The organism is Streptomyces sp. NPDC001100 (genome assembly GCF_053598575.1).
In genome coordinates this window covers 1-21,061 of sequence record NZ_JBSFKO010000026.1, presented here as the reverse complement: position 1 = coordinate 21,061, position 21,061 = coordinate 1, and the positions used below count along the sequence as shown (strand labels likewise).

Below are 21,061 nucleotides of genomic sequence, written 5' to 3'. Positions count from 1 at the left end.
GGGCCGTCTGTGGCTGGTCGCGCCGTTCCCCGCGCCCCTTCGGCGGCGCTGCGCGCCAGCGGGCAGACGGGGGCCACCGGTCGGTTCGAAGCCGCGGGCCGTCCGTGGTCGGGCGCGCCGTTCCCCGCGCACCTTTGGGGCGCGTCTCGTTCAGTTGATCCGGTCGGCTTGTGTGGCAGGGCCGGTCGGCCCCTGCCGTGGGGGACCTATCGCGGCGGAAGCTGAAGGTGGAGCAGCGCGATCCGCCCAGGACGAGGAGGACCGACATGACCGCCCCCGCAGCAACCCCGGCCGCCGTGCTCGACCGGAACGGTCTGGACGCGCTGGTCGCGGCACTCGTGGCACAGGGACGCACTGTCGTCGGGCCGACCGTCCGGGACGGTGCGATCGTGCTGTCGGAGCTGGACTCGGCCGACGCGCTTCCCTACGGCTGGGGGGTCGAACTGGACGCCGGGCGCTACCGGTTGGTCCCCCGTGAGGACGGCGCCGCCTTCGCGCACAGTGCGGGGCCGCAGTCCTGGAAGTCGTATCTGCATCCGGCGCGTGAGCGGCTGTGGAGTGCCGACCGGACGCCGGAGGGGCGGGTGGTCTTCACCGAGCACGCGGCCGAGCCGCCGTCGTACGCGTTCCTCGGGGTCCGGCCCTGTGATCTGCGGGCCATCGCGATCCAGGACCGGGTGCTGACCGGCGGGCAGTACGAGGACAGCGGGTACGGGAAGCGGCGCCGGCGGGCGCTGCTGATCGCCGCCGAGTGCACCGAACCGGGCGCCACCTGCTTCTGCGTGTCCATGGGCGGCGGGCCCGCGGCCGATCCCGGCTACGACCTCGCGCTGACCGAGGTCGTCGACGAGGACGGTCATCGGTTCCTGGTGCGTGTCGGGAGCGAGGAAGGGGCCCGGCTTATCGAGCAGGTCCCGCATCGCGTCGCCGACTTGGGGACCGAAACCGCTGCCCGCGTATCTGTGGACGCGGCCCGTGACCGTATGGGGCGTTCCATGCCGTCGGTCGACCTGCGGGACCTGATGGGCGCGAGCCTCGACGCCGAGCGCTGGAACGACGTCGCCGGGCGCTGTCTGACCTGCGGCAACTGCACGATGGTGTGCCCCACCTGCTTCTGCACCACCACGGAGGAGGTCACCGACCTGACCGGTGACCACACCGAGCGCTGGCAGCACTGGGACTCCTGCTTCGACCTGGACTTCTCGTATCTGCACGGCGGGCCGGTCCGTTCCACGCCCCGCAGCCGCTACCGGCAGTGGCTGACCCACAAACTCTCCACCTGGCACGACCAGTTCGACTCCTCCGGCTGTGTGGGCTGCGGGCGCTGCATCGCCTGGTGCCCGGCCGGTATCGACATCACGGAGGAAGTCGCCGCGCTGGACGCCGAACACGGAACGGAGACGGACTGATGCCTCCCTCGATCGCCCTCCGGATGAACCACGCGCTGCCCCAGGACCATCGTGACCGGCTGCTGCGCGTCGGCCGTGAGGTCCAATTCGCGCCGGACACGCGCCTGTTCGAGGAGGGCGGGCACGCCGACCGGTTCTGGATCATCCGGGACGGCACCGCCGCGCTCGACATGCATGTGCCCGGCCGCCGGCCCCCGGTGGTCGAGACGCTCGGGGTCGGGGACCTCGTCGGCTGGTCCTGGCTGTACGAGCCGTACGTCTGGCAGTTGGGCGCCGCGGCGGTGACCCAGCTGCGGGCCTACGAGTTCGACGCCGTCGCCGTCCGGCTGATGTGTCTGGACGACCCGGCCTTCGGGCAGGCCGTCGAGCACTGGGTCGGCCGGGTGCTGGCCCACCGGCTGAACGCGGCCCGCGCCCGGCTGGTCGACCTGTACGGGACGTACGAGACGAAGGAACCGCGATGACCGCCGTACCGGTCCCCCATCGTGTGGTCGACCGCCGGCAGGAGACCGGCGACACGGTGACCCTGCGACTCGAACCGGTGGACACGGCGCTGCCCGACTTCGTGCCGGGGCAGTTCGCGATGGTGCACTGCTTCGGGCGCGGCGAGATCCCCGTCTCGGTGAGTTCCGTGCAGGCCACGGGAGGTCTCGCACACACGATCCGCTCCGTGGGCGCGGTCTCCGACGGGCTCTGTGCGGCCCGGGTCGGCGATGTCGTCGGCATTCGTGGTCCGTACGGCACGAGCTGGGAGCTGGAGCGGGCGCGCGGCCGGGACGTGCTGGTCGTGGCGGGTGGCATCGGGCTCGCCCCGCTGCGGCCGCTGATCCTGAGCGCGCTGGCCGAGCCGGACGCGTACCGCCGTATCAACGTGCTGATCGGGGCCCGGACCCCGGACGACCTGATCGGTCGGAAGGAGATCGAGAGCTGGGCCACGGCGTACACCGGCGTGATGGTCGACCAGCCCGACGCGGAGTGGCGCGGGGACGTCGGTGTGGTTACCCAGCTGCTGGGACGGGCGCACTTCGATCCGGACGACACGACGGCGTTCGTCTGCGGTCCGGAGCCGATGATCCGTGCCACCGCCCGCGAACTCTCCCATCGTGCTGTGCCGCGGGACCGTGTCCGGGTCTCGCTGGAACGCAACATGCGCTGTGCGACCGGTCATTGCGGGCACTGCCAGCTCGGTCCGCTGCTGGTGTGCCAGGCCGGTGCGGTCGTCGGCTGGGACCTCGCCGAACCCCTGCTGTCCGTAAGGGAGTTGTGAGATGGCACCCAAGCTCGCGGTGTTCAAGCTGGCCTCCTGCGACGGCTGTCAGCTCACCCTGCTCGACTGTGAGGACGAACTCCTCGCGCTGGCGGGCGAGGTGGAGATCGCGCACTTCCCGGAGGCCTCCAGCACGATGGCGCCCGGACCCTACGACCTGTCCCTCGTCGAGGGCTCGGTCACCACGCCGGAGGACGCCGAGCGGATCCACCGGATCCGGGCGGACTCCCGCCATCTGGTGACCATCGGGGCGTGCGCGACCGCCGGCGGCATCCAGGCCCTGCGCAACTTCGCCGACGTGGACGAGTACCGGCGCACGGTCTACGCGCACCCCGAGTACATCTCCACGCTGGCCACCTCCACCCCCGTCTCGGCCCATGTGGACGTCGACTTCGAACTGCGCGGCTGCCCGGTCGACCGGCGGCAGCTCATCGAGGTGATCACCGCGTTCCTGGCCGGCCGCAAGCCCGACATCCCGGACCACAGCGTGTGCTTCGAGTGCAAGCGGCGCGGCACGGTCTGCGTGACCGTCGCCCACGGAACTCCGTGCCTCGGCCCGGTCACGCACGCCGGGTGCGGTGCGCTGTGCCCGGCCTACCACCGCGGCTGCTTCGGCTGCTTCGGGCCGGCCGGCACGGTGAACCTGCCCGCGCTGATCCCGGTGCTGCGCCGTGACGGCCTCGACGAGGACGCCGTGGTGCGGTTCCTGCACACCTTCAACGCCCCTGCTTTCGACAAGGAGTTGGGAAAGTGACGCACCGTGGATCCCGTGTGCTGCACGTCGGCTCGCTGTCGCGGGTCGAGGGCGAGGGGGCGCTCAGCCTCCATGTGCACGACGGCACGGTCACCGACGCGCGGCTGGAGATCTACGAGCCGCCGCGCTTCTTCGAGGCCTTCCTGCGCGGCCGTTCGTACACCGAGCCGCCGGACATCACGGCCCGCGTCTGCGGGATCTGCCCGGTGGCCTACCAGATGAGCGCCTGCGCGGCGATCGAGGACGCCTGCGGGGTGAGCGTCGACCCGGTGATCCGCGACCTGCGCCGGCTGCTGTACTGCGGCGAGTGGATCGAGAGCCAGGCCCTGCACATCTACCTCCTGCACGCCCCGGACTTCCTGGGCCGGCCCAGCGCGATCGACCTGGCGCGTACGCATCGCGCCGAGGTGGAGCGGGGACTGCGCCTGAAGAAGGCCGGCAACTCGTTGATGGAGTTGCTCGGCGGGCGGGCCGTGCACCCGGTGAACGTCCGCCTGGGTGGCTTCCACCGGGCGCCGGCGCGCACCGAACTCCGGTCGCTCACCGAGGAGTTGAAGCGCGCCCTCGACGACGCGTGGGAGACCGTGCGCTGGGTCGCGGGCTTCGAGTTCCCGGACGCGAGCGTAGAGGCCGACCTGCTCGCGCTGGCGGAACCGGACACGTACGCCATCGAGGGCGGCACCCCGACCGTCCTGCGCGCCGACGGCACCGACTCCTCTTTCCCCGTACGGGAGTTCACCGAGCACGTCGTCGAGACCCATGTCGCGCACTCCACCGCCCTGCACTCGCGGCTGGACGGGCGCCTGCATCTCACCGGCTCCCTGGCCCGGTTCGCGGTCAGCGGGCGGCTGCTGTCGCCGGTGGCGCTGGAGGCGGCGATCGAGGCGGGGCTGGGAGATCCGCGCGAGGGTGCCGTGTGCCGCAATCCGTACCGGTCCATCCTGGTCCGCGCGGTGGAGACGGTGTACGCCCTCACCGAGGCGCTGCGCATCATCGACGGCTACGAGCCGCCCGCGCGCCCGTACACGGAGGTGCCGCCGGTCGCCGGTGTCGGGCACGGCGCCACCGAGGCACCGCGCGGGCTGCTCTACCACCGCTACGAACTCGACGCCGACGGCATAGTACGCAGTGCGCTGCTGGTGCCGCCGACCGCGCAGAACCAGGGCGCGATCGAGGACGACCTGCGCCGCCTGGCCCAGCACGCGATCCGCGAACACGACCCGGACGACGCCGAGTTGACGGCGCTGTGCGAGCGGGCGATCCGCAACCACGACCCGTGCATCTCGTGCTCCACCCACTTCCTCGACCTGACCGTCGTCCGTACCTCGGACACAACCGCGGGAGGCTGTGATGTCTGAATCCCCGTACACCGTCAGCGATGTGATGACCCACACCGCCGTCGCCATCGGAAGTGAGGCTCCCTTCAAGGAGATCGTCGCGCTGCTCGACCAGTGGAAGGTCAGCGCCGTGCCCGTCCTGGCCGGCGAGGGACGGGTCGTCGGCGTGGTGTCCGAGGCCGATCTGCTGGCCAAGGAGGAGTACCGGGGCGCCGTCGAAGGCGAGGCACCGATACCCGCCAAGGCGGCCGCGGTGACCGCCGGCGAGCTGATGAGCGCCCCGGCGGTGACCGTGCACGCGGACGCCACACTCGCCGAGGCGGCCCGCATCATGGCCCGGCGGCACGTCAAGCGGCTGCCGGTCGTGGACGCGGTCGGACTCCTCCAGGGTGTCGTCAGCCGCAGCGATCTGCTCAAGGTGTTCCTGCGCGACGACGAGGAGATCGCCGAGGAGATCCGGCACCAGGTGCTCGGCCGCCTCCCGGTCACCACCGACCTGACGGTGAGTGTCACCGAGGGCGTGGTCACGCTCGGCGGTGTCCTGCCCGACCGGTCGCTCGTGCCCGTGGTGGCCCGGGCGGTGCGGGCCGTGGAGGGGGTCGTCGACATCCGGCTCGACCTCACCCACCGATGAGGTACCTGGACGAGTACCGGGATCCGGTGCTCGCCCGGCGGCTGCTGGACGAGCTGCGGCGGACGGCCACGCGGCCCTGGCGGATCATGGAGGTGTGCGGCGGCCAGACCCACACCCTGGTCCGCCAGGGCATCGACGAACTGCTGCCCGCCGGCATGCGGATGATCCACGGCCCGGGCTGCCCGGTCTGCGTCACCCCGCTGGAGACCCTGGACCGGGCCATGGCCGTCGCCGCCCGTCCCGGTGTGATCCTCACCAGTTTCGGCGACATGCTGCGGGTGCCCGGCACGGACACCGACCTGCTGTCGCTGCGGGCGCGCGGCGCGGACGTCCGGGTGGTCTACGCCCCGATGGACGCCGTACGTCTGGCCGCCGAACACCCCGACCGCGAGGTCGTGTTCCTCGCCGTCGGCTTCGAGACGACGGCGCCGGCCAACGCGATGGCGGTGCTGCACGCGGCCCGCCTCGGGCTGACGAACTTCTCGATGCTGGTCAGTCACGTCCTCGTGCCGCCGGCCATGACCGCGCTGCTCGACGACCCCGACTGCGAGGTGCAGGCGTTCCTGGCAGCCGGGCACGTGTGCGCGGTGATGGGCTGGCACGAGTACGAGCCGATCGCCGACCGGTACCAAGTCCCCATCGTGGTCACCGGGTTCGAGCCGCTGGACCTGCTTGAGGGCATCCTCATGGCCGTACGCCAGCTGGAGTCCGGTCGGCACGAGGTGGAGAACCAGTACGTGCGGGCCGTGCGGCGGGCCGGGAACACGGCGGCGCAGGACGCGGTCCGCCAGGTGTTCCGGGTGACCGACCGGGCCTGGCGCGGGATCGGCGAGCTGCCCGACAGCGGGCTCGAACTCGCCGAAAAGTACCGGGAGTTCGACGCCGCCCGGCGTTTCGACGTGGGCGGGCTGTGCCCGGTCGAGGACGCCGAGTGCATCGCGGGGTCCATCCTCACCGGGGCCCGGCTGCCCACGGACTGCGCCGCGTACGGCACCCGTTGCACACCCCGTCATCCCCTCGGCGCGCCCATGGTGTCGTCCGAGGGCACCTGCGCCGCCTTCCACGCGGCCGGACGCACGCCCACGAGGAGCACGGCATGAACGTCCAATGCCCCACCCCTGTCCACGAGGACGAGGTCGTCCTGCTGGGCCACGGCGCCGGCGGACGGCTCACCGAGGAGCTGCTCGACCGGCTGGTGCTGCCCGCCGTCGGCGGCGGCCCGGGTCCGATGGAGGACGCGGCGCTGCTGCCGGGGCACCCCGGGCTGGTGATGAGCACGGACAGTTTCGTCGTCAGCCCGCTCTTCTTCCCCGGCGGGGACATCGGGTCCCTCGCCGTGCACGGCACGGTCAACGACCTGGCGATGCGGGGCGCGTGGCCGCTCGCACTGTCGGTCTCCCTGATCGTCGAGGAGGGGCTGCCGCTGGCCGAACTCCGGGCCGTCATGGAGTCGTTGGGCAAGGCCGCCCAGGACGTCGGCGTGCCCGTGATCACCGGGGACACCAAGGTCGTGGGGCGGGGCGCGGCGGACCGGCTGTTCATCAACACCACCGGCGTCGGGCAACGGCACGAACACCTCGCCCCGTCCGCCGCGTTGGCCCGCGCGGGTGACGCCGTACTGCTCTCCGGGCCGATCGGGCTGCACGGCACGACCGTGCTCAGCACCCGCGAGGGCCTCGGCTTCGAGGGCGACATCGCCTCCGACTCCCGGCCGCTGCACCGGCTGGTGCGGGCCCTGGCGCCGCTCGGCGATGCCGTGCACGTGCTGCGCGACCCGACGCGGGGCGGGCTGGCCGCCGCGCTCAACGAGATCGCCCGCGACTCGTCCGCCGCCGTGGAGATCGAGGAGAGTGCGGTTCCCGTGCCGGAGGCGGTCGCCTCGGCCTGCGATCTGCTCGGCCTGGACCCGCTGGTCGTCGCCAACGAGGGCTGTCTGGTCGCCTTCGTGGAGGCGAACGCGGCGGAGGACGCGCTCGCCGTGATGCGGTCGGTGGCCGAGGGGGCGGGGGCCGTGCGGATCGGCGAGGTGCTGCGGGAGGGATCGCCGGGGCGGGTGACGCTGCGGACCCTGGTCGGTGCCCGGCGCATCGTGGAGATGCCGCTCGGCGAGCAACTCCCGCGCATCTGCTGACCGTTGACCGATGTACGGGCTCGTCAGCCGGTCTTGTGCCCCCACTGCGGACCGACCCGCGCCCAGTCGGCGTCCCACTGGTCCAGCCGCCGCCGTTCCAGCCGTCCGGACAGCCCCCGGCCGATGAGGAGCACCGTCCCGGCGGCAGCCGCGGCGGCCCAGACACCGAGCACCGCGCCCTCGATTCGTGCCTGGGTCGCGGTCGCGGGGGTGGGCACGAGCCGGCCCTGGGCGTCCAGCCAGACGTGAGTGGTGGTCCCGGCCCTGCTGCCGGGGTCCACGTGGGCCAGCCCTGTGCGCCGCGTCCCGTCGGCCGCGGTCCAGCGCACGGTGGCCCGGTAGCTGTCACTGCCCTCGGCCGTGCCCATGGTGCGTACGGCGTCCTCGGTGAGCACGGCCGACACCGTGTGCCGGCCGGCCCGCAGGGTGTCGATGTGCCGCTCGACGGCGAGGGCCGTCCAGGCGCCCGTGCCGACCGCGGCCAGGACCGCGAGGAGCGAGGCCGCGAGGAGCAGCCAGGCCTCGACGAGATAGCTGCGGCGCCTGAGGGGGTTGCGCCGAAGCCGCCACCAGCGCACTCGGGCCGTCTTTCCGCGCCTGCCGGGGGTCACGGTCCTCACCTGACCTGCAGGTCGCTGCGCAGCAGCGTCTCTGCGGGCCCGCGTCGTGGCGTGGCCCAGGTCTGGTTCGTGTGGCCGAGGCGCAGCACCAGCTGCGGGAACCGGCCGAAGGCGATGCCCGTCCGGACCTCCGCGCGCACCGCGGGCACTTCGAGGGGCTGGGTGTGGAAGGCCGCCCGGACCCCGTGGGCCTCCGCGTACAGCAGCACGCGCTGGAGCGCCTGCCCCGCGCGCAGCCAGTCCGAGCGGGTGTCGTAGGGGGTGGTCAGCACGGCGACCGTGCCCGTGCGCGACACCCATTTCTGGGGCGGTTCGGCGAACTGCCGGACGAGGCCCAGGTAGTCGCGGCCGGACAGCAGTACGCAGTCGGGGTGGTACAGGCAGGCCTCGACCGGCACCCCCGTCGGTCCGACGGATCCCGCGATCTCGGCGGTGTGCCCCCGGTCGGCGCGGTGCACGTCCTCCGCCGTGCGCACCAGATCCGCGAGCCGGTCCAGCTGGTCCGGGTCCTCGACGACCTGGAGGGCGGCGCCCTCGACCCGTGCCTGTACCCGCAGGTCGTCGAGGAGCTCCTCCGGGACGGGCTCGGCGGCGAACGGCCCGCGGTGCGTGTGCCGGCGCGCCATCACGCCCGCCATCAGCGCCTCCTCGTAGCTCGCCGGGGCATGGGCGGCGAAGGCCACCCGGGCGAGGTAGGACGGGTTGCCGGTCTCCGGGAGCAGGTCGACCGCGGGCCGGAAGCCGAGCTTGCGCACCGCGATCCGCGCGTTGAACAGCGCCGCTCCACAGGCGATGACCGTCTCGCGGCCGCCCGGATCGGTCAGGACCAGGCGCCGTCCGCGGTCCGCGTGGATCTCGAACCCGTGGTCGTGGCCCTCCTCGGCGAAGAACCACGGCTGGCTGTTGTGCGGCGAGGGTGCGAGGGAGGCGGCGTGGGCCAAGTGCAGCGCCGCACGGCCGTGTTGTTCGTACGACACAGACATGGTGCCCCCTTCGTCGGGCTTCTCATACCAGGGTCCTCGCCCATCGGCCCCCGCGCATGAGCCTTCCGGCCCTGGACACGGGTCGGGCGGCACTGGTGACCGCCCGTCGGGAGGAGTTCGCTGGAAGTGTCGGAGGAGAATGCCATGAACAGCGCAGCATCACTCGCGTCCACCAGCCACCGCCGCCGCACCGCCGTGCTCACCACGGCACTGACTCTGCCTCTGCTCGCGGTCACCGCGTGCGGTACGACCACCGGTACGGGAACACCGGCCGTCACCGGCCCGGCCTCGCCCTCCACCGCCGGCACGGGCACGTCGGGCGGCACCTCGGGCGGCACCTCGGGCACGCCCGCCCAGTCCGGCACCGCGACCCCGAGGACCACGGCACCGAAAACCACCGCACCGCCCACCACGACCGGCGGCACGGCCGCGACCCACGTCCGTACGGGGGTGTACTTCCTGCACGGTGAAAAGGTCTCCCCCGCCCCGCGCACCGTGACCGGGCCGGCGACCGCCACCGCCGCCGTACGGGCCCTGCTGGCCGGCCCCGACCGCTACGAGCGCGCCCACGGCCGCACCACGGCGATCCCGTCCGGGACCCGGCTGCGGTCCCTCGTCGTCCGGAACCACGTGGCCACGGTCGACCTGACCGGCCGCTACGACGACGGAGGCGGCAGCCTGTCGATGCGGGAGCGGCTCGCCCAGGTCGTGTTCACGGTGACCCGGTTCCCGACCGTCCACAAGGTCGCGTTCGAGCTCGACGGCAAGGCGGTGACCGCCTTCGGCGGCGAGGGCATCGTCCTCAACGGGCCGGTCGGCCGCGGGGACTTCGAGGACCAGGCGCCCGCCGTGCTGGTCGAGTCGCCGATGACCGGTGACACCGTGCGCACCCCGCTGCGGGTGTGGGGCAGTGCGAACACGTTCGAGGCGCAGTTCCGGCTGAAGGTCACCGACACCAACGGGCGCACCGCCGCCGACGTCCTGGTCAGGGCGACGTCGGGCACCGGCACGCGCGGCACGTTCGACGTGACGTTCCCCTACAAGGCGGCGCGGACCGGCCCGGGTCTGCTCACCGCGTACTTCCTGTCCCCCAAGGACGGCAGGCAGGTGACCGTCGACACGGTGCCGCTGACCGTGAACCGCTGACATCGACCCGCGGCACGGAAGGGCCCCGGCGCATCGGTTCCGCGCCGGGGCCCTTCCGTGCCCGAGGAGAGGTACAACCGGTCAGTCCTCCTTCGGCTCAGTCCTCCTTCGGCGCGGTCAGCAGCTCGTCCGCGATCCGCTCCGCCCACTCCTCGATCACGGCGAAGTCGCGGAAGTCTCCGCCCTTTCCGCTCCGCACGATCGACCGGGCGATGTACCCCTTGGCACCCTCCTCCAGACAGCCGCCGAAGGTGACATGGCCCCTGGCGTCGATCCGGGCCATGGCACGCCGTACGCCGGGCACGGGCGGGATGTCCCGCTCCGAGGCCGAGGCGTCCAGTGGACCGCTGCTGAACAACCACACCGGGCGCTTGGCCAGTTGGCGGCCGTGCCGGTTCAGGAACCGGCGGGCGTCACGGTGCCAGCGGCCGGCGTACAGCCCGCTGCCGAGCACCACGGCGCCGTAGGGCTTCACACTCAGGACGGACCCGGCCGGCAACAGGTCGGTGACGAGTCCCGCCTTGCGCAGGACCTCGGCCACGGCCTCGGCGATCTGCGCGGTCGATCCGTTCGTCGTTCCATAGGCGACCAGCACACTGGTGGGCATGGCGGTCCGCCTCCTCTCACTTCACAGGTGGCGCACCCAGGTCTCGGTGATGCCGTGATAGGTCTGCTCGTCGGGCTGGATGTGCGAGTCGTCCCGCCGGTAGGTGAGCTGGTCGACGACCGCGACGACACCGTCGATCTGACGGGTCATGGAGAGGGCGATCTCCTTCTCGCTCTTGCGTTCCATCTGGCCGGCGAGGGTGACGACGCCCTGCACCACCAAGACGTCGATGCTGCGCGGGCCCTGCCACAGGGCACGGACCAGCACCTCCTCGACGACCTCGTCGTGGATGTCCGCGTCGGAGCGCAGGAAGACCTGGAGCACGTCGCGGCGGGTGACGATGCCGACGAGCCGGTCCTCCTCGTCCAGGACGGGCAGCCGTTCCACACGGTGCTGCGCCATGGTCCGGGCGGCCTCGACGATGGTGTCCTCGGCGTGCACGGTGACGGGCGGCTCGGTCATCAGCCGGCCGGCGGTGCGGGCCGTGGCCTTCGCGGCCCGCAGCTTGGCGCTGCGCGTCAGCCCGGCGAAGCGGAACCGCTTCTTCGGCTCGTACGGGTCGGGGGTCTCGGCCTGGTGGGCCATCAGGTCCGTCTCGGAGACGACTCCGACGACCTTGTCGTCGTCGTCGACCACGGGCAGGCCGCTGATGCGGTGTTCGCCGAGCAGGCGTGCCACCTCCTTGAACGGCGTTCCGTAGGTGGCACGAACGACCTCCGTGGTCATCACGGAGCCGACCTTGTTGTGCTTCATGGTGTTCCCTCCTCAGCGAAGTCGGCGCAGATACGGATCCTGCGCCCCGCGGGGCAGCAGGCGGACGCGGGCATCGAGGACGGAGACCCCGCCCGGTGCCGCGAGTACGGGGTTGAAGTCGGCCTCGGCCAGCTGCGGCAGGTCGCTCGCCATGCGGGACAGCCGCAGCAGCAGCTGTTCGAGGCCTTCGAGGTCGACGGGCCGGCTGCCGTGCGCGCCGAACAGGAGCGGGGCGCAGCGCGGGGCCGTGATCAGGTCGTGCACGTCGTGGTCGGTGAGCGGGGCGAGCCGGGCCGCGTGGTCGGCGAGGATCTCGGTGGCGGTGCCGCCGAGCCCGAACAGGACGAGCGGTCCGAAGACCTGGTCCTGGACGACGCCGGCGAACAGCTCGGTGCCGCGTTCGGCGAGCGGCTGCACGACCACACCGGTCAGCAGACCCGCGAACCGGGTCTCCAAGTCCCGGAAGGCGGCGCGCACTTGGGCGTCGCCGCGCAGGTCGAGGTGGACGGCGTGCTGTTCGGTCTTGTGCAGCAGGCCGGGCCAGTAGCCCTTCATGACGACCCGGCCGTCGGCGCCGCGCAGCCGTTCGGCGGCGAGGACGGCGCCGTCCTCGGTGTCGGCCCAGGCCCAGGCGAGCTGGGGAACGCCGTAGCAGCCGAGGAGTTCGGCGCACTGGCGCGGGTCGAGCCAGCCGCCGTCCGGGTTGGCGTCGAGATAGGTCTCGACGAAGGTGCGGGCGCGCTCGGTCTCGACTCCGTCGAGGTCGGGGATCGTCCCGGCGGGCCGGGCGAGCCAGGCCGCCCTGTGGGCCGCGTGGGCCAACGCCCGTGCCGCCGCCTGGGGTTCGGCGTAGGCGGGGACGGTGCGCAGGTCGGCGGTGGGCAACAGCTCGACGGGCAGGGCCTGTTCGAGCCGCACGACGGCAACCGGCTTGGGCCTGTGGTCGGTCGACCGGGTGAGGGCCCGGACGAGGTCGTCGCCGGTCGCCTCGGCGACCGCCGTGGGCACCAGGGCCACGAGCACGGCGTCGATGCCGGCGTGCCGCATGATCCGGTCCACGCAGTCCCGCAGCTGGTCCTCGCTCACGGCCGCGGTGGCGTCGATCGGGTTGCCGGTCGCGGCGCCCTCGGGCAGTACGGCGAGCAGGTCGTCGACGAGTTCGGGGGTGGGCCTCGGCAGGGTGAGCCCGGCCTCGGCGCAGGCGTCGGCGGCGAGGACCCCGGCCCCGCCCGCGTTGGTGACGATCGCGACCCGGGAGCCGGCGGGCAGCGGCTGGGAGTGCAACAGGGCGGCGGCTTCGAGGAGTTCGCCGACCGAGTGGGTCGCGGTGATGCCGGCCTGGGTGAACAGCGCCCCACGGGTCATGGTGCGGGTGGCCGCGGCGGCGGTGTGCGAGGCGGCGGCGCGGCGGCCCGCGTCGGTGCGGCCGGCGTCGACGGTCAGCACGGGCATCCGGCGGGTCACGCGCCGGGCGGTGCGGGAGAACGCCCGCGGGTTGCCGAAGGACTCCAGGTGCAGCAGGGCGAGATCGGTGGTGCCGTCGCTCTCCCACCACTGGAGCATGTCGTTGCCGCTGACGTCGAACTTGTCGCCCAGGGACGCGAAGCTGGAGACACCGATGCCGAGCCGGGACAGTCCGTCGAGCAGGGCGATGCCGACACCGCCGGACTGCACGGCGATGCCCGCGGTGCCGGGGCTCGGGTGGCCCGCGGCGAAGGTCGCGTCGAGGTTCAGTTCCGGGTCGGTGTTGGAGACGCCGAGGCAGTTGGGGCCGACGAGCCGCATGCCGTACGTCCGGCACGCCGCCCTCAGCGCGGTGGCCTGGGCCTGGTCGAGTCCCGCCGTGACGACGAGGAGGGCGCGTACGCCCGCCTTGCCGCACTCCTCGGCGGTGGCGGGGACGGCGGCGGCGGGTACGGCGACGACCACGAGGTCGGGCGTCCTGGGCAGGGCGCCGACCGAGGGGTAGCTGGGCACGCCGAGGACGGCGGTGGCTGCGGGGTTCACCGCGAAGATGCGGCGGGTGAAGCCGCCGGCCTTCAGGTGGTGCAGGATCGCCCGGCCCACGGAACCGGCCGTACGTCCGGCGCCCACGACGGCGACCGCGTCGGGGCGCAGCAGCGGCACGAGGCTGGCGACGTCGGCGGCCCGGCCCCGTGCCTCGGTGGCCGACAGGTAGTTCTCGTCCTCGTCGAGCTCGATGGTGCAGCGCGTCTCGGGGCCCTCGAAGCGGCGGGCGGTGCGCAGGCCGAGGTCGGCGAAGAGCCGCAGGATCTCGCGGTTCTCGCTCAGCGCGTCGGCCGTGAACGTGCTGATGCCCTCGGCACGCGCGGCGGAGACCAGGTGTTCGACGAGGAGGGTGCCGATGCCCCGGTGGTGCAGTCCGTCGGCGACCGCGATGGAGATGTCGGCGGCTGTCCCGGTGCCGCCGGTGTCGTACTCGGCGAGCCCGATCACCTGGTCCTTGGCCTCGGCCAGCAGGGCGCGGTATCCGGGGTGCGGCCTGCAGGCGCGGTCGGCCGCCATCTCGGCGGAGCGGCGGCTCACTCCGAAGAAGCGCAGCCGTAGGTTCTCCGGGGACATCTCCTCGTAGAGACCCTGGAGTTGGTCGTGGTCGCGGGCCTCGACGGGACGGATGCACACGGTGGTGCCGTCCGCGAGCAGGGCGTGGACGGGGGGTTTGCTGAGCAGGTCGTCCGTCATCGGGGTCTCCTCCAGGGTTCTTCGACACTTCGAGCGTCCCGCGGAACCAAGAGAGGCCCCATGGGCTGCCTGGGGGCGGACCATGGGGCCTTTCGGCCCTCAGGAATCCGCCCACAGGCCCACCTCACGGGGCCTCTCGCGGTCGTGCTCAGTCGTCGGCGACCAGTGCCGTCAGGTCCAGGAGGCGGTTGGTGTAGCCCCACTCGTTGTCGTACCAGCCGAAGACCTTGACCAGGGTGCCGTTCGCCTGGGTGAGCGCCGGGTCGAAGATGCAGGACGCGGGGTCGCCGATGACGTCGCGGGAGACGATCGGTGCCTTCGAGACGCGAAGGATGCCGTTGAGCGGGCCGTCGGCCGCCTCGGCGAACGCGGCGTTGACCTCGTCCACGGTCGTCTCACGGTTCAGGACCACCGCGAGGTCGGTGAGCGACCCGTCCTCCACCGGCACGCGTACGGCGATGCCGTCCAGGGCGCCGGCCATCTCGGGCACCACCAGGCCCACCGCGCGGGCGGCGCCGGTGCTGGTCGGGATGATGCTCAGGGCCGCCGAGCGGGCCCTGCGCAGGTCCTTGTGCGGGGCGTCGAGGAGGGACTGGTCGTTGGTGTAGCCGTGGATGGTGGTCATCATGCCGCGCTCGATGCCGAAGGTCTCGTGGAGGACCTTGACCATCGGGGCGACGCAGTTGGTCGTGCAGGAGGCGGCCGAGACGATCCGGTCCTGGCGGCGGTCGTACGTCGTGTCGTTGACGCCCATCACGATGGTGGCGTCCGCGTTCTTGCCCGGGGCGGACAGCAGCACGGTGTGCGCGCCCGCCTTGAGGTGCAGGGCGGCGGAGTCGCGGTCGCGGAAGCGGCCGGTGGACTCGATCACGATGCCGGCGCCGTAGTCGGACCAGTGCAGCGCGGCCGGATCGCGTTCGGCGGTGACCTCGATGCGCCGGCCGTCGACGGTGATCGAGGTGTCGTCGTGGGTGACCTCGCGTCCGATGCGGCCGAACGTGGAGTCGTATTCGAGGAGGTGGGCGAGGGTGGCGGGCGAGGTGATGTCGTTGATGGCGACGACCTCGACGTCCTGGGTGCCCGCCTCGGCGCGGTCGAGTGCCGCGCGCAGATAGGTGCGGCCTATCCGGCCGAAGCCGTTGATGCCGACGCGTACGGTCATGGCGGTGAACTCCTTTGCTGGGAGGGGGATTTCAGGCGTTCCAGGTCCAGTCGGCGACTTCGGGCAGATCGGTGCCGTGTTCGCGGATCCAGGCCTGGTGGCGGGTGCGGGCGTCGGCCATCTGCTGGCGTACGGCGGCGGCGCGCACCGCGAGGCCGGGGACGCGGTCGATGACGTCCATGACCAGGCGGTAGCGGTCGAGGTCGTTGCGGACGACCATGTCGAAGGGTGTGGTGGTGGTGCCGGACTCCTTGTAGCCGCGCACGTGCAGGTTGGCGTGGCCCGCCCGGCGGTAGGCGAGGCGGTGGATGAGCCACGGGTAGCCGTGGTAGGCGAAGATGACCGGCTTGTCGGCGGTGAACAGGCCGTCGTACTCGAAGTCGCTCATCCCGTGCGGGTGTTCCTCGCGCGGCAGCAGCCGGGTCATGTCGACTACGTTGACGACCCGGACGGCGAGCTGGGGCAGGTGGCGGCGGAGCAACTGGGCGGCAGCCAGCACCTCCAGGGTGGGGACGTCACCGGCGCAGGCGAGGACGACGTCGGGTTCGCCGCCGTTCTCGGTGCCCGCCCACTCCCAGATCCCGGCGCCGCGCGCGCAGTGGGCCCGGGCCTGTTCCATGGAGAGCCAGTCGAAGCAGGGCTGCTTGCCGGCGACGACCACGTTGACGTAGTCGCGGCTGCGCAGGACGTGATCGGCCACCGAGAGAAGGGTGTTGGCGTCCGGCGGGAGGTAGACGCGGACGACTTCGGGGCTCTTGTTGAGGACGTGGTCGACGAAGCCGGGGTCCTGGTGGGAGAAGCCGTTGTGGTCCTGGCGCCACACGTGCGAGGTGAGCAGGTAGTTGAGGGAGGCGATGGGCGCCCGCCATGCCAACTCCCTCGATGTCTTCAGCCACTTGATGTGCTGGTTGACCATCGAGTCGACGATGTGGACGAAGGCCTCGTAGCAGGAGAACAGTCCGTGCCTGCCGGTGAGGAGGTAGCCCTCCAGCCAGCCCTGGCAGGTGTGTTCGGAGAGGATCTCCATCACGCGGCCGTGCCGCTCCAGGTGCTCGTCGACCGGGAGGTACTCGGCCTGCCAGGCCTTGCCGCTGGCGTTGAAGACGGCCTGGAGGCGGTTGGAGGCGGTCTCGTCCGGGCCTACGACTCGGAAGTCGCGGCTGGCCGAGGTGTCGTGCATGACCACTTCGAGGAGGTCGCCGAGCACGCGGGTCGGTTCGTGCAGGGTGGTGCCCGGCTTCTCGACCGGCACCGCGAAACGGTCCAGGGACGGGATCGGCAGGTCGCGCACCAGCAGGCCGCCGTTGGCGTACGGGCTGGAACCCAGCCGCTTCGTGCCCCCGGGGACGCAGGCCAGGACGTCGGCGGTGGGCCGGCCGTCCGGGCCGAAGAGCCTCTCCGGGTGGTAGGAGCGCAGCCAGGCCTCCAACTGCCGCAGGTGCTCCGGGTTTTCGCGTACCTCGGACAGCGGGACCTGGTGCGCACGCCAGGTTCCCTCGACGGGGACGCCGTCGACCTCGGCGGGTCCGGTCCAGCCCTTCGGGGTGCGCAGCACGATCACCGGCCAGTGCACGCGTTCGGTGACGCCGTCCTCGCGGGCGGTGCGCTGCATCACGGCGATGCGGTCCAGCGCGTCGTCGAACGCGGCGGCCATCGCCTTGTGCACCTGGAGCGGGTCGTCGCCGGTGACGTGGATCGGGTCGTGGCCGTATCCCCGCAGCAGTTCGTCGAGTTCGGACTCGGGGAGCCGGGACAGGACCGTCGGGTTGGCGATCTTGTAGCCGTTGAGGTGCAGGATCGGCAGGACCGCGCCGTCGTGGACCGGGTCGAGGAACTTGTTGGAGTGCCAGGCCGCCGCCAGCGGGCCGGTCTCCGCCTCGCCGTCGCCGATCACGCAGGCGACCAGCAGGTCCGGGTTGTCGAGGGCGGCGCCGTAGGCGTGCGCGAGGGAGTAGCCGAGTTCACCGCCCTCATGGATCGAACCGGGGGTCTCCGGCGCCACATGGCTCGGCACTCCACCGGGGAAGGAGAACTGCCTGAACAGCCGCTCCATACCCGCCCCGTCGCGGCTCACGTCCGGATAGGTCTCGCTGTAGCTGCCCTCCAGCCAGGAGTTGGCGAGCACGGACGGGCCGCCGTGCCCCGGGCCCCACACGCACAGCGCGTCCAGGCCGCGCGCCTTGATCACCCGGTTGAGGTGGGTGTACACGAGGTTGAGGCCGGGCGAGGTGCCCCAGTGGCCCAGCAGCCGCGGCTTGATGTGCTCCGGCTTCAGGGGTTCGGTGAGCAGCGGGTTCGCCATCAGGTAGATCTGTCCGGCGGCCAGGTAGTTGGCGGCGCGCCAGTGGGCGTCCAGGGTGCGCAGTTCGTCGTCGGAGAGTACGGGCGTGTCCAGGTTTTCGGCCTTGGGCATCGGAGGCTCCGGAAGTCATCGGCGTGAGTCGAGAAAGGTCGGCGTAACTACCGCGTCAGCGGGCGGAGTTGGAGAGGCTCGTGCTCATGCGTGCTCGGGCACGATGACGACCGGGCAGGCGGAGTGGTGCAGCACTCCGTGGGCCACACGGCCGAGTTGGAGTCCGTAGTGCCCGGGGCGGCGCCTGGCTCCGACGATCAGGAGGTCGGCGTCGCGCGAGGCGTCGACGAGGACGGCCCGGGTGGGGCCCTCGACCGTGCGGCGGTGTGCTTCGACGTCGGCGGGAACGTCCTGAAGCGCCGTTTCCAGGACCTCGACCGCCTGCTGCTCGTGCATCCGGGCGGGTTCTCCGGACATCAGCGGATGGTCGGTGGTCTCGTGGGCGGGCCAGCGCCAGGCTCGTACGGCCTCCAACGGCACTCCGCGTCGCCGCGCCTCCTCGAAGGCGAAGCGCACGGCCGCCGAGCCGGCCGGCTTCTCTCCGACGCCCACGACCACGCGGCCGTGCGTGCCGGTCCGGGCCTGGTTGTCGTGGTTGCCGCGGACGACGATCAGCGGGCACTGCGCGTGCCCGGCCACGGTCAGGCTCACCGAGCCCAGCAGCGCCTCGGCGAGGCCGCTGCGGCCGCGGGTACCGGTCACCAGCGCGGTGGCGCTGCGGCTCTCCCGTACCAGCGCGTACTCGGGTTCCTCGGGCAGTACGTCGACGCTGACGTCGAGGTCCGGCTGACGGCGGCGCGCCCGGCGGGCGGCACTGTCGACGATGTCCTCGGCCCGTACTTGTTCGGACGGCTTGTGGAGGTCGTCGGCGAGCGAGGTGCCCTCGTAGCGCTCCCAGAGCGACGCGTACACCACGCGCAGCGGCAGTCCGCGTACGGCGGCCTCGTCGGCCGCCCAGTCGACGGCCCGCAGGCTGGGCTCGGAACCGTCGACGCCGACGACGATCGGCAGGGACTTGGTCATCTCCGTCACCGTCCCGAAGCGAGGTCGAAGACGATCCGGGCCTTGACGTCGCCGCGCAGCACGTCGGCGATGGACTCGTTGACGGAACTCAGCGGGCGGGTCTCGGAGATGACCTTGGTCTGTCCGGTGGCGTGCAGCTGGAAGACCTCGGCGAGGTCCTGCCGGGTGCCGACGATCGAGCCGATCACGGAGGTGCCGTTGAGCACGGTGTCGAAGATCGGGACCTGGATCGTGCCGTGCGCGGGCAGGGCGACCATGACGAGCTTCCCGCCGCGCCGCAGACCGGAGTTGACGGCGGCGAACGCGTCCTCGTTCACGGCCAGGGCGATCGCCGCGTGCGCGCCGCCGTGCCGCTTGAGGACCTCTCCCACGTCGTCCTTGCGGGCGTCGATGACGAGGTCGGCGCCGAGCGCGGTGGCGAGTTCGAGCTTCTCGTCGGTGACGTCGATGGCCGCGACCTGGGCTCCGGCGATCTTCGCGTACTGCACGGCCAGGTGGCCGAGTCCGCCGACACCGGAGATCGCGACGAGCTGGGCGGGCCGCACGCCGGCGACCTTGAGCGCCTTGTACGTGGTGACGCCGGCGCAGGTCAGCGGGGCGGCGTCGATCGCGCTCACGCCCTCGGGCACCGGCTGCGCGAAGTCGGCCCAGGCGAGCATCTTCTCGGCGTATCCGCCGTCGCAGCCGTAGCCGGTGTTGATCTGCTGCTCGCAGAGGGTCTCCCAGCCGGACAGGCAGTGCTCGCACCGTCCGCATGCCTTGCCGAGCCACGGGACGGCGACGCGCTGGCCGATGCTCAGGTGGGTGACGCCGTCGCCGAGCTTCTCGACCAGGCCGACGCCCTCGTGACCGGGGACGAAGGGCGGGTTGGGCTTGACGGGCCAGTCGCCGTGGGCGGCGTGGATGTCGGTGTGGCACAGCCCGGAGGCCTCGACGCGGACACGGACCTGGCCGGGGCCGGGCTCGGGGTCGGGTCGGTCCTCGATGACCAGGGGTTCACCGAACGCCCGTACAACTGCTGCCTTCATGGCTACTGCTCCTCAGGGGGAAAGACGGGGGTGGGTCAGTCGTGTGCGACGACGGCCACGGGGGCGACGGCGTGGTGCAGGACGCCATGGGCGACCGGGCCGATGTGCGCGCCGAGCGCGGCGCGGCGGATCCGGCGTCCGATGACGACCAGGGATGCCTCGCGGGAGGCGTCCACCAGGTGGTCGGCGGCGCTGCCGACACGGGGTTCCAGGGCGACCTCGATGTCGGGGTGCTTCTGCCGCCAGGGGCGCAGGGCCTCGGTGAGGGCGGTGGTCTCCTCGCGGGAGAGTTCGTCGTTCAGGCCCGCGTCCAGCGCGAGGCCGTAGGCGTAGTACGGCGGGAGGTTCCAGCCGTAGACCACCCGCAGGCCGGTACCGCGCCGGGCGGCCTCGGCGAACGCGAACTCGATCACGGCGTCGGCGGGGGCGTCGGCGTCGAGGCCGAGGACCACGGGCCGGTACGGGGTGTCGGCCGACGGGCTGCCCGCCGGGTCCGTCTCGTGTTCGTCGGCGGCCTGTTCGCCGGCCCGGACCAGGACCACGGGCAACTCGGCGCGAGCGACGACCGAGAGGCCGACGGAGCCGACGAGGAATCCGCCGACGCCGCTCAGTCCGCGCGAGCCGAGGACCAGCAGTTCGGCGTCCTTCGCCGCGTCGAGCAGCGTGTCCGCGGGCGTGCCGGTCACCTGGTCCTCGGTCACGTCCAGACCGGGGTGGCGCAGCCGCAGGCCCTCGCCCGCCTCGCGCGGAATCCGCTGGCTCCAGTGCTGCTGCGTCTCCGCGCCCAGCAGCGGCGCCTGGGCCAACGGATCCGGGGCGGGCTCCCAGACGTGGACGATCTTCAGCGGCAGGCCGCGCAGCGCGGCCTCGCGGGCCGCCCATTCGGCGGCGGCACGGCTCTCGGGGGAACCGTCGAGACCTGCGACAACAGTGCGGACCATGATTCTTCCTCCTGAACGGATGTCTGATTCCAGCTTCGTGGCGTAGGGGTTCCCCGGGCAGGGGCCGCAGGTCCCCGGCAGGGGCCGTTCGGCCCAATGGGCAGCCGCACGGCGGGCCCCCTCACGAGGGCCCGCCGTATCTGCCGCGGTCAGCGCAGCCAGTTGTGGTCGCGGACGACCGGGAGCTTCGCCCAGACCTTGCCCAGACCC

Annotated in this window: 19 protein-coding genes; 9 read left to right on the top strand and 10 right to left on the bottom strand. The window is 72.3% G+C overall.

The features are described from left to right. Positions 1 to 266 precede the first annotated feature (266 nt). The 8 genes from ACWDEW_RS31665 to hypE are packed head-to-tail and all read left to right on the top strand — an operon-like array spanning position 267 to position 7,532. Complete coding sequence (locus tag ACWDEW_RS31665; protein WP_450517263.1) at positions 267 to 1,409, top strand: 4Fe-4S dicluster domain-containing protein; 1,143 nt, start codon at positions 267 to 269, stop codon at positions 1,407 to 1,409. Next, a complete protein-coding gene (locus ACWDEW_RS31660) occupies positions 1,409 to 1,873 on the top strand; it encodes a Crp/Fnr family transcriptional regulator (RefSeq protein WP_450517261.1) in 465 nt (154 codons plus the stop codon). The genes ACWDEW_RS31665 and ACWDEW_RS31660 overlap by 1 nt, the downstream gene beginning before the upstream one ends. Beyond that, positions 1,870 to 2,676, top strand: a complete 807-nt coding sequence (locus ACWDEW_RS31655; RefSeq protein WP_450517259.1) for an FAD/NAD(P)-binding protein — start codon at positions 1,870 to 1,872, stop codon at positions 2,674 to 2,676. Before ACWDEW_RS31660 ends, ACWDEW_RS31655 begins: the two co-directional genes overlap by 4 nt. 1 nt (position 2,677) lies before the next feature. After that, the gene (locus tag ACWDEW_RS31650; RefSeq protein ID WP_450517257.1) at positions 2,678 to 3,430 is read left to right on the top strand and encodes an NADH-quinone oxidoreductase subunit B family protein; all 753 of its coding nucleotides are present in this window, start codon (positions 2,678 to 2,680) and stop codon (positions 3,428 to 3,430) included. Then, a complete protein-coding gene (locus ACWDEW_RS31645) occupies positions 3,427 to 4,788 on the top strand; it encodes a Ni/Fe hydrogenase subunit alpha (protein WP_450517255.1) in 1,362 nt (453 codons plus the stop codon). The genes ACWDEW_RS31650 and ACWDEW_RS31645 overlap by 4 nt, the downstream gene beginning before the upstream one ends. Then, positions 4,781 to 5,401, top strand: coding sequence for a CBS domain-containing protein (locus tag ACWDEW_RS31640; protein WP_450517253.1), 621 nt, complete (start codon positions 4,781 to 4,783; stop codon positions 5,399 to 5,401). Before ACWDEW_RS31645 ends, ACWDEW_RS31640 begins: the two co-directional genes overlap by 8 nt. Further along, positions 5,398 to 6,501: a hydrogenase formation protein HypD gene (hypD, locus tag ACWDEW_RS31635; RefSeq protein WP_450517251.1), complete on the top strand. Its 1,104-nt coding sequence runs from the start codon at positions 5,398 to 5,400 to the stop codon at positions 6,499 to 6,501. The genes ACWDEW_RS31640 and hypD overlap by 4 nt, the downstream gene beginning before the upstream one ends. Beyond that, positions 6,498 to 7,532, top strand: a complete 1,035-nt coding sequence (hypE, locus tag ACWDEW_RS31630; protein WP_450517249.1) for a hydrogenase expression/formation protein HypE — start codon at positions 6,498 to 6,500, stop codon at positions 7,530 to 7,532. Before hypD ends, hypE begins: the two co-directional genes overlap by 4 nt. A 23-nt stretch (positions 7,533 to 7,555) precedes the next feature. On the opposite strand, the gene ACWDEW_RS31625 is transcribed toward hypE, so the two are convergent. Next, positions 7,556 to 8,143: an Rv1733c family protein gene (locus tag ACWDEW_RS31625; protein ID WP_450517248.1), complete on the bottom strand. Its 588-nt coding sequence runs from the start codon at positions 8,141 to 8,143 to the stop codon at positions 7,556 to 7,558. Between the two features lie 5 nt (positions 8,144 to 8,148). Beyond that, positions 8,149 to 9,135, bottom strand: coding sequence for an Acg family FMN-binding oxidoreductase (locus tag ACWDEW_RS31620; protein ID WP_450517246.1), 987 nt, complete (start codon positions 9,133 to 9,135; stop codon positions 8,149 to 8,151). Between the two features lie 144 nt (positions 9,136 to 9,279). Between ACWDEW_RS31620 and ACWDEW_RS31615 the strand changes: the two genes are divergently transcribed. Further along, entirely contained in the window at positions 9,280 to 10,281 is a 1,002-nt protein-coding gene (locus ACWDEW_RS31615) for a GerMN domain-containing protein (protein ID WP_450517244.1), read from the top strand. 97 nt (positions 10,282 to 10,378) lie between these two features. Here the strand turns inward: ACWDEW_RS31615 and ACWDEW_RS31610 are convergent, their stop codons facing one another. From ACWDEW_RS31610 to ACWDEW_RS31575, 8 genes are all read right to left on the bottom strand, one after another. Next, entirely contained in the window at positions 10,379 to 10,888 is a 510-nt protein-coding gene (locus ACWDEW_RS31610) for a flavodoxin domain-containing protein (RefSeq protein ID WP_450517242.1), read from the bottom strand. Positions 10,889 to 10,909: 21 nt separating this feature from the next. After that, complete coding sequence (locus tag ACWDEW_RS31605; RefSeq protein ID WP_450517240.1) at positions 10,910 to 11,641, bottom strand: CBS domain-containing protein; 732 nt, start codon at positions 11,639 to 11,641, stop codon at positions 10,910 to 10,912. Positions 11,642 to 11,653: 12 nt separating this feature from the next. Then, on the bottom strand, positions 11,654 to 14,344 hold the full coding sequence (locus ACWDEW_RS31600) for a bifunctional acetate--CoA ligase family protein/GNAT family N-acetyltransferase (protein ID WP_450517238.1): 2,691 nt from the start codon (positions 14,342 to 14,344) through the stop codon (positions 11,654 to 11,656). Between the two features lie 148 nt (positions 14,345 to 14,492). Next, entirely contained in the window at positions 14,493 to 15,506 is a 1,014-nt protein-coding gene (gap, locus tag ACWDEW_RS31595) for a type I glyceraldehyde-3-phosphate dehydrogenase (RefSeq protein ID WP_450517236.1), read from the bottom strand. Positions 15,507 to 15,537: 31 nt separating this feature from the next. Beyond that, on the bottom strand, positions 15,538 to 17,919 hold the full coding sequence (locus tag ACWDEW_RS31590) for a phosphoketolase family protein (protein WP_450517234.1): 2,382 nt from the start codon (positions 17,917 to 17,919) through the stop codon (positions 15,538 to 15,540). Positions 17,920 to 18,003: 84 nt separating this feature from the next. Beyond that, complete coding sequence (locus ACWDEW_RS31585; protein WP_450517232.1) at positions 18,004 to 18,882, bottom strand: universal stress protein; 879 nt, start codon at positions 18,880 to 18,882, stop codon at positions 18,004 to 18,006. Between the two features lie 5 nt (positions 18,883 to 18,887). Continuing rightward, positions 18,888 to 19,910 carry a zinc-dependent alcohol dehydrogenase gene (locus ACWDEW_RS31580; RefSeq protein ID WP_450517230.1) on the bottom strand — a complete coding sequence of 341 codons (1,023 nt, stop codon included), beginning with the start codon at positions 19,908 to 19,910 and terminating at the stop codon, positions 18,888 to 18,890. Between the two features lie 35 nt (positions 19,911 to 19,945). Continuing rightward, positions 19,946 to 20,851 (bottom strand): universal stress protein, encoded by a 906-nt coding sequence (locus tag ACWDEW_RS31575; protein ID WP_450517228.1) that lies wholly within the window; start codon positions 20,849 to 20,851, stop codon positions 19,946 to 19,948. Positions 20,852 to 21,061 lie beyond the last annotated feature (210 nt).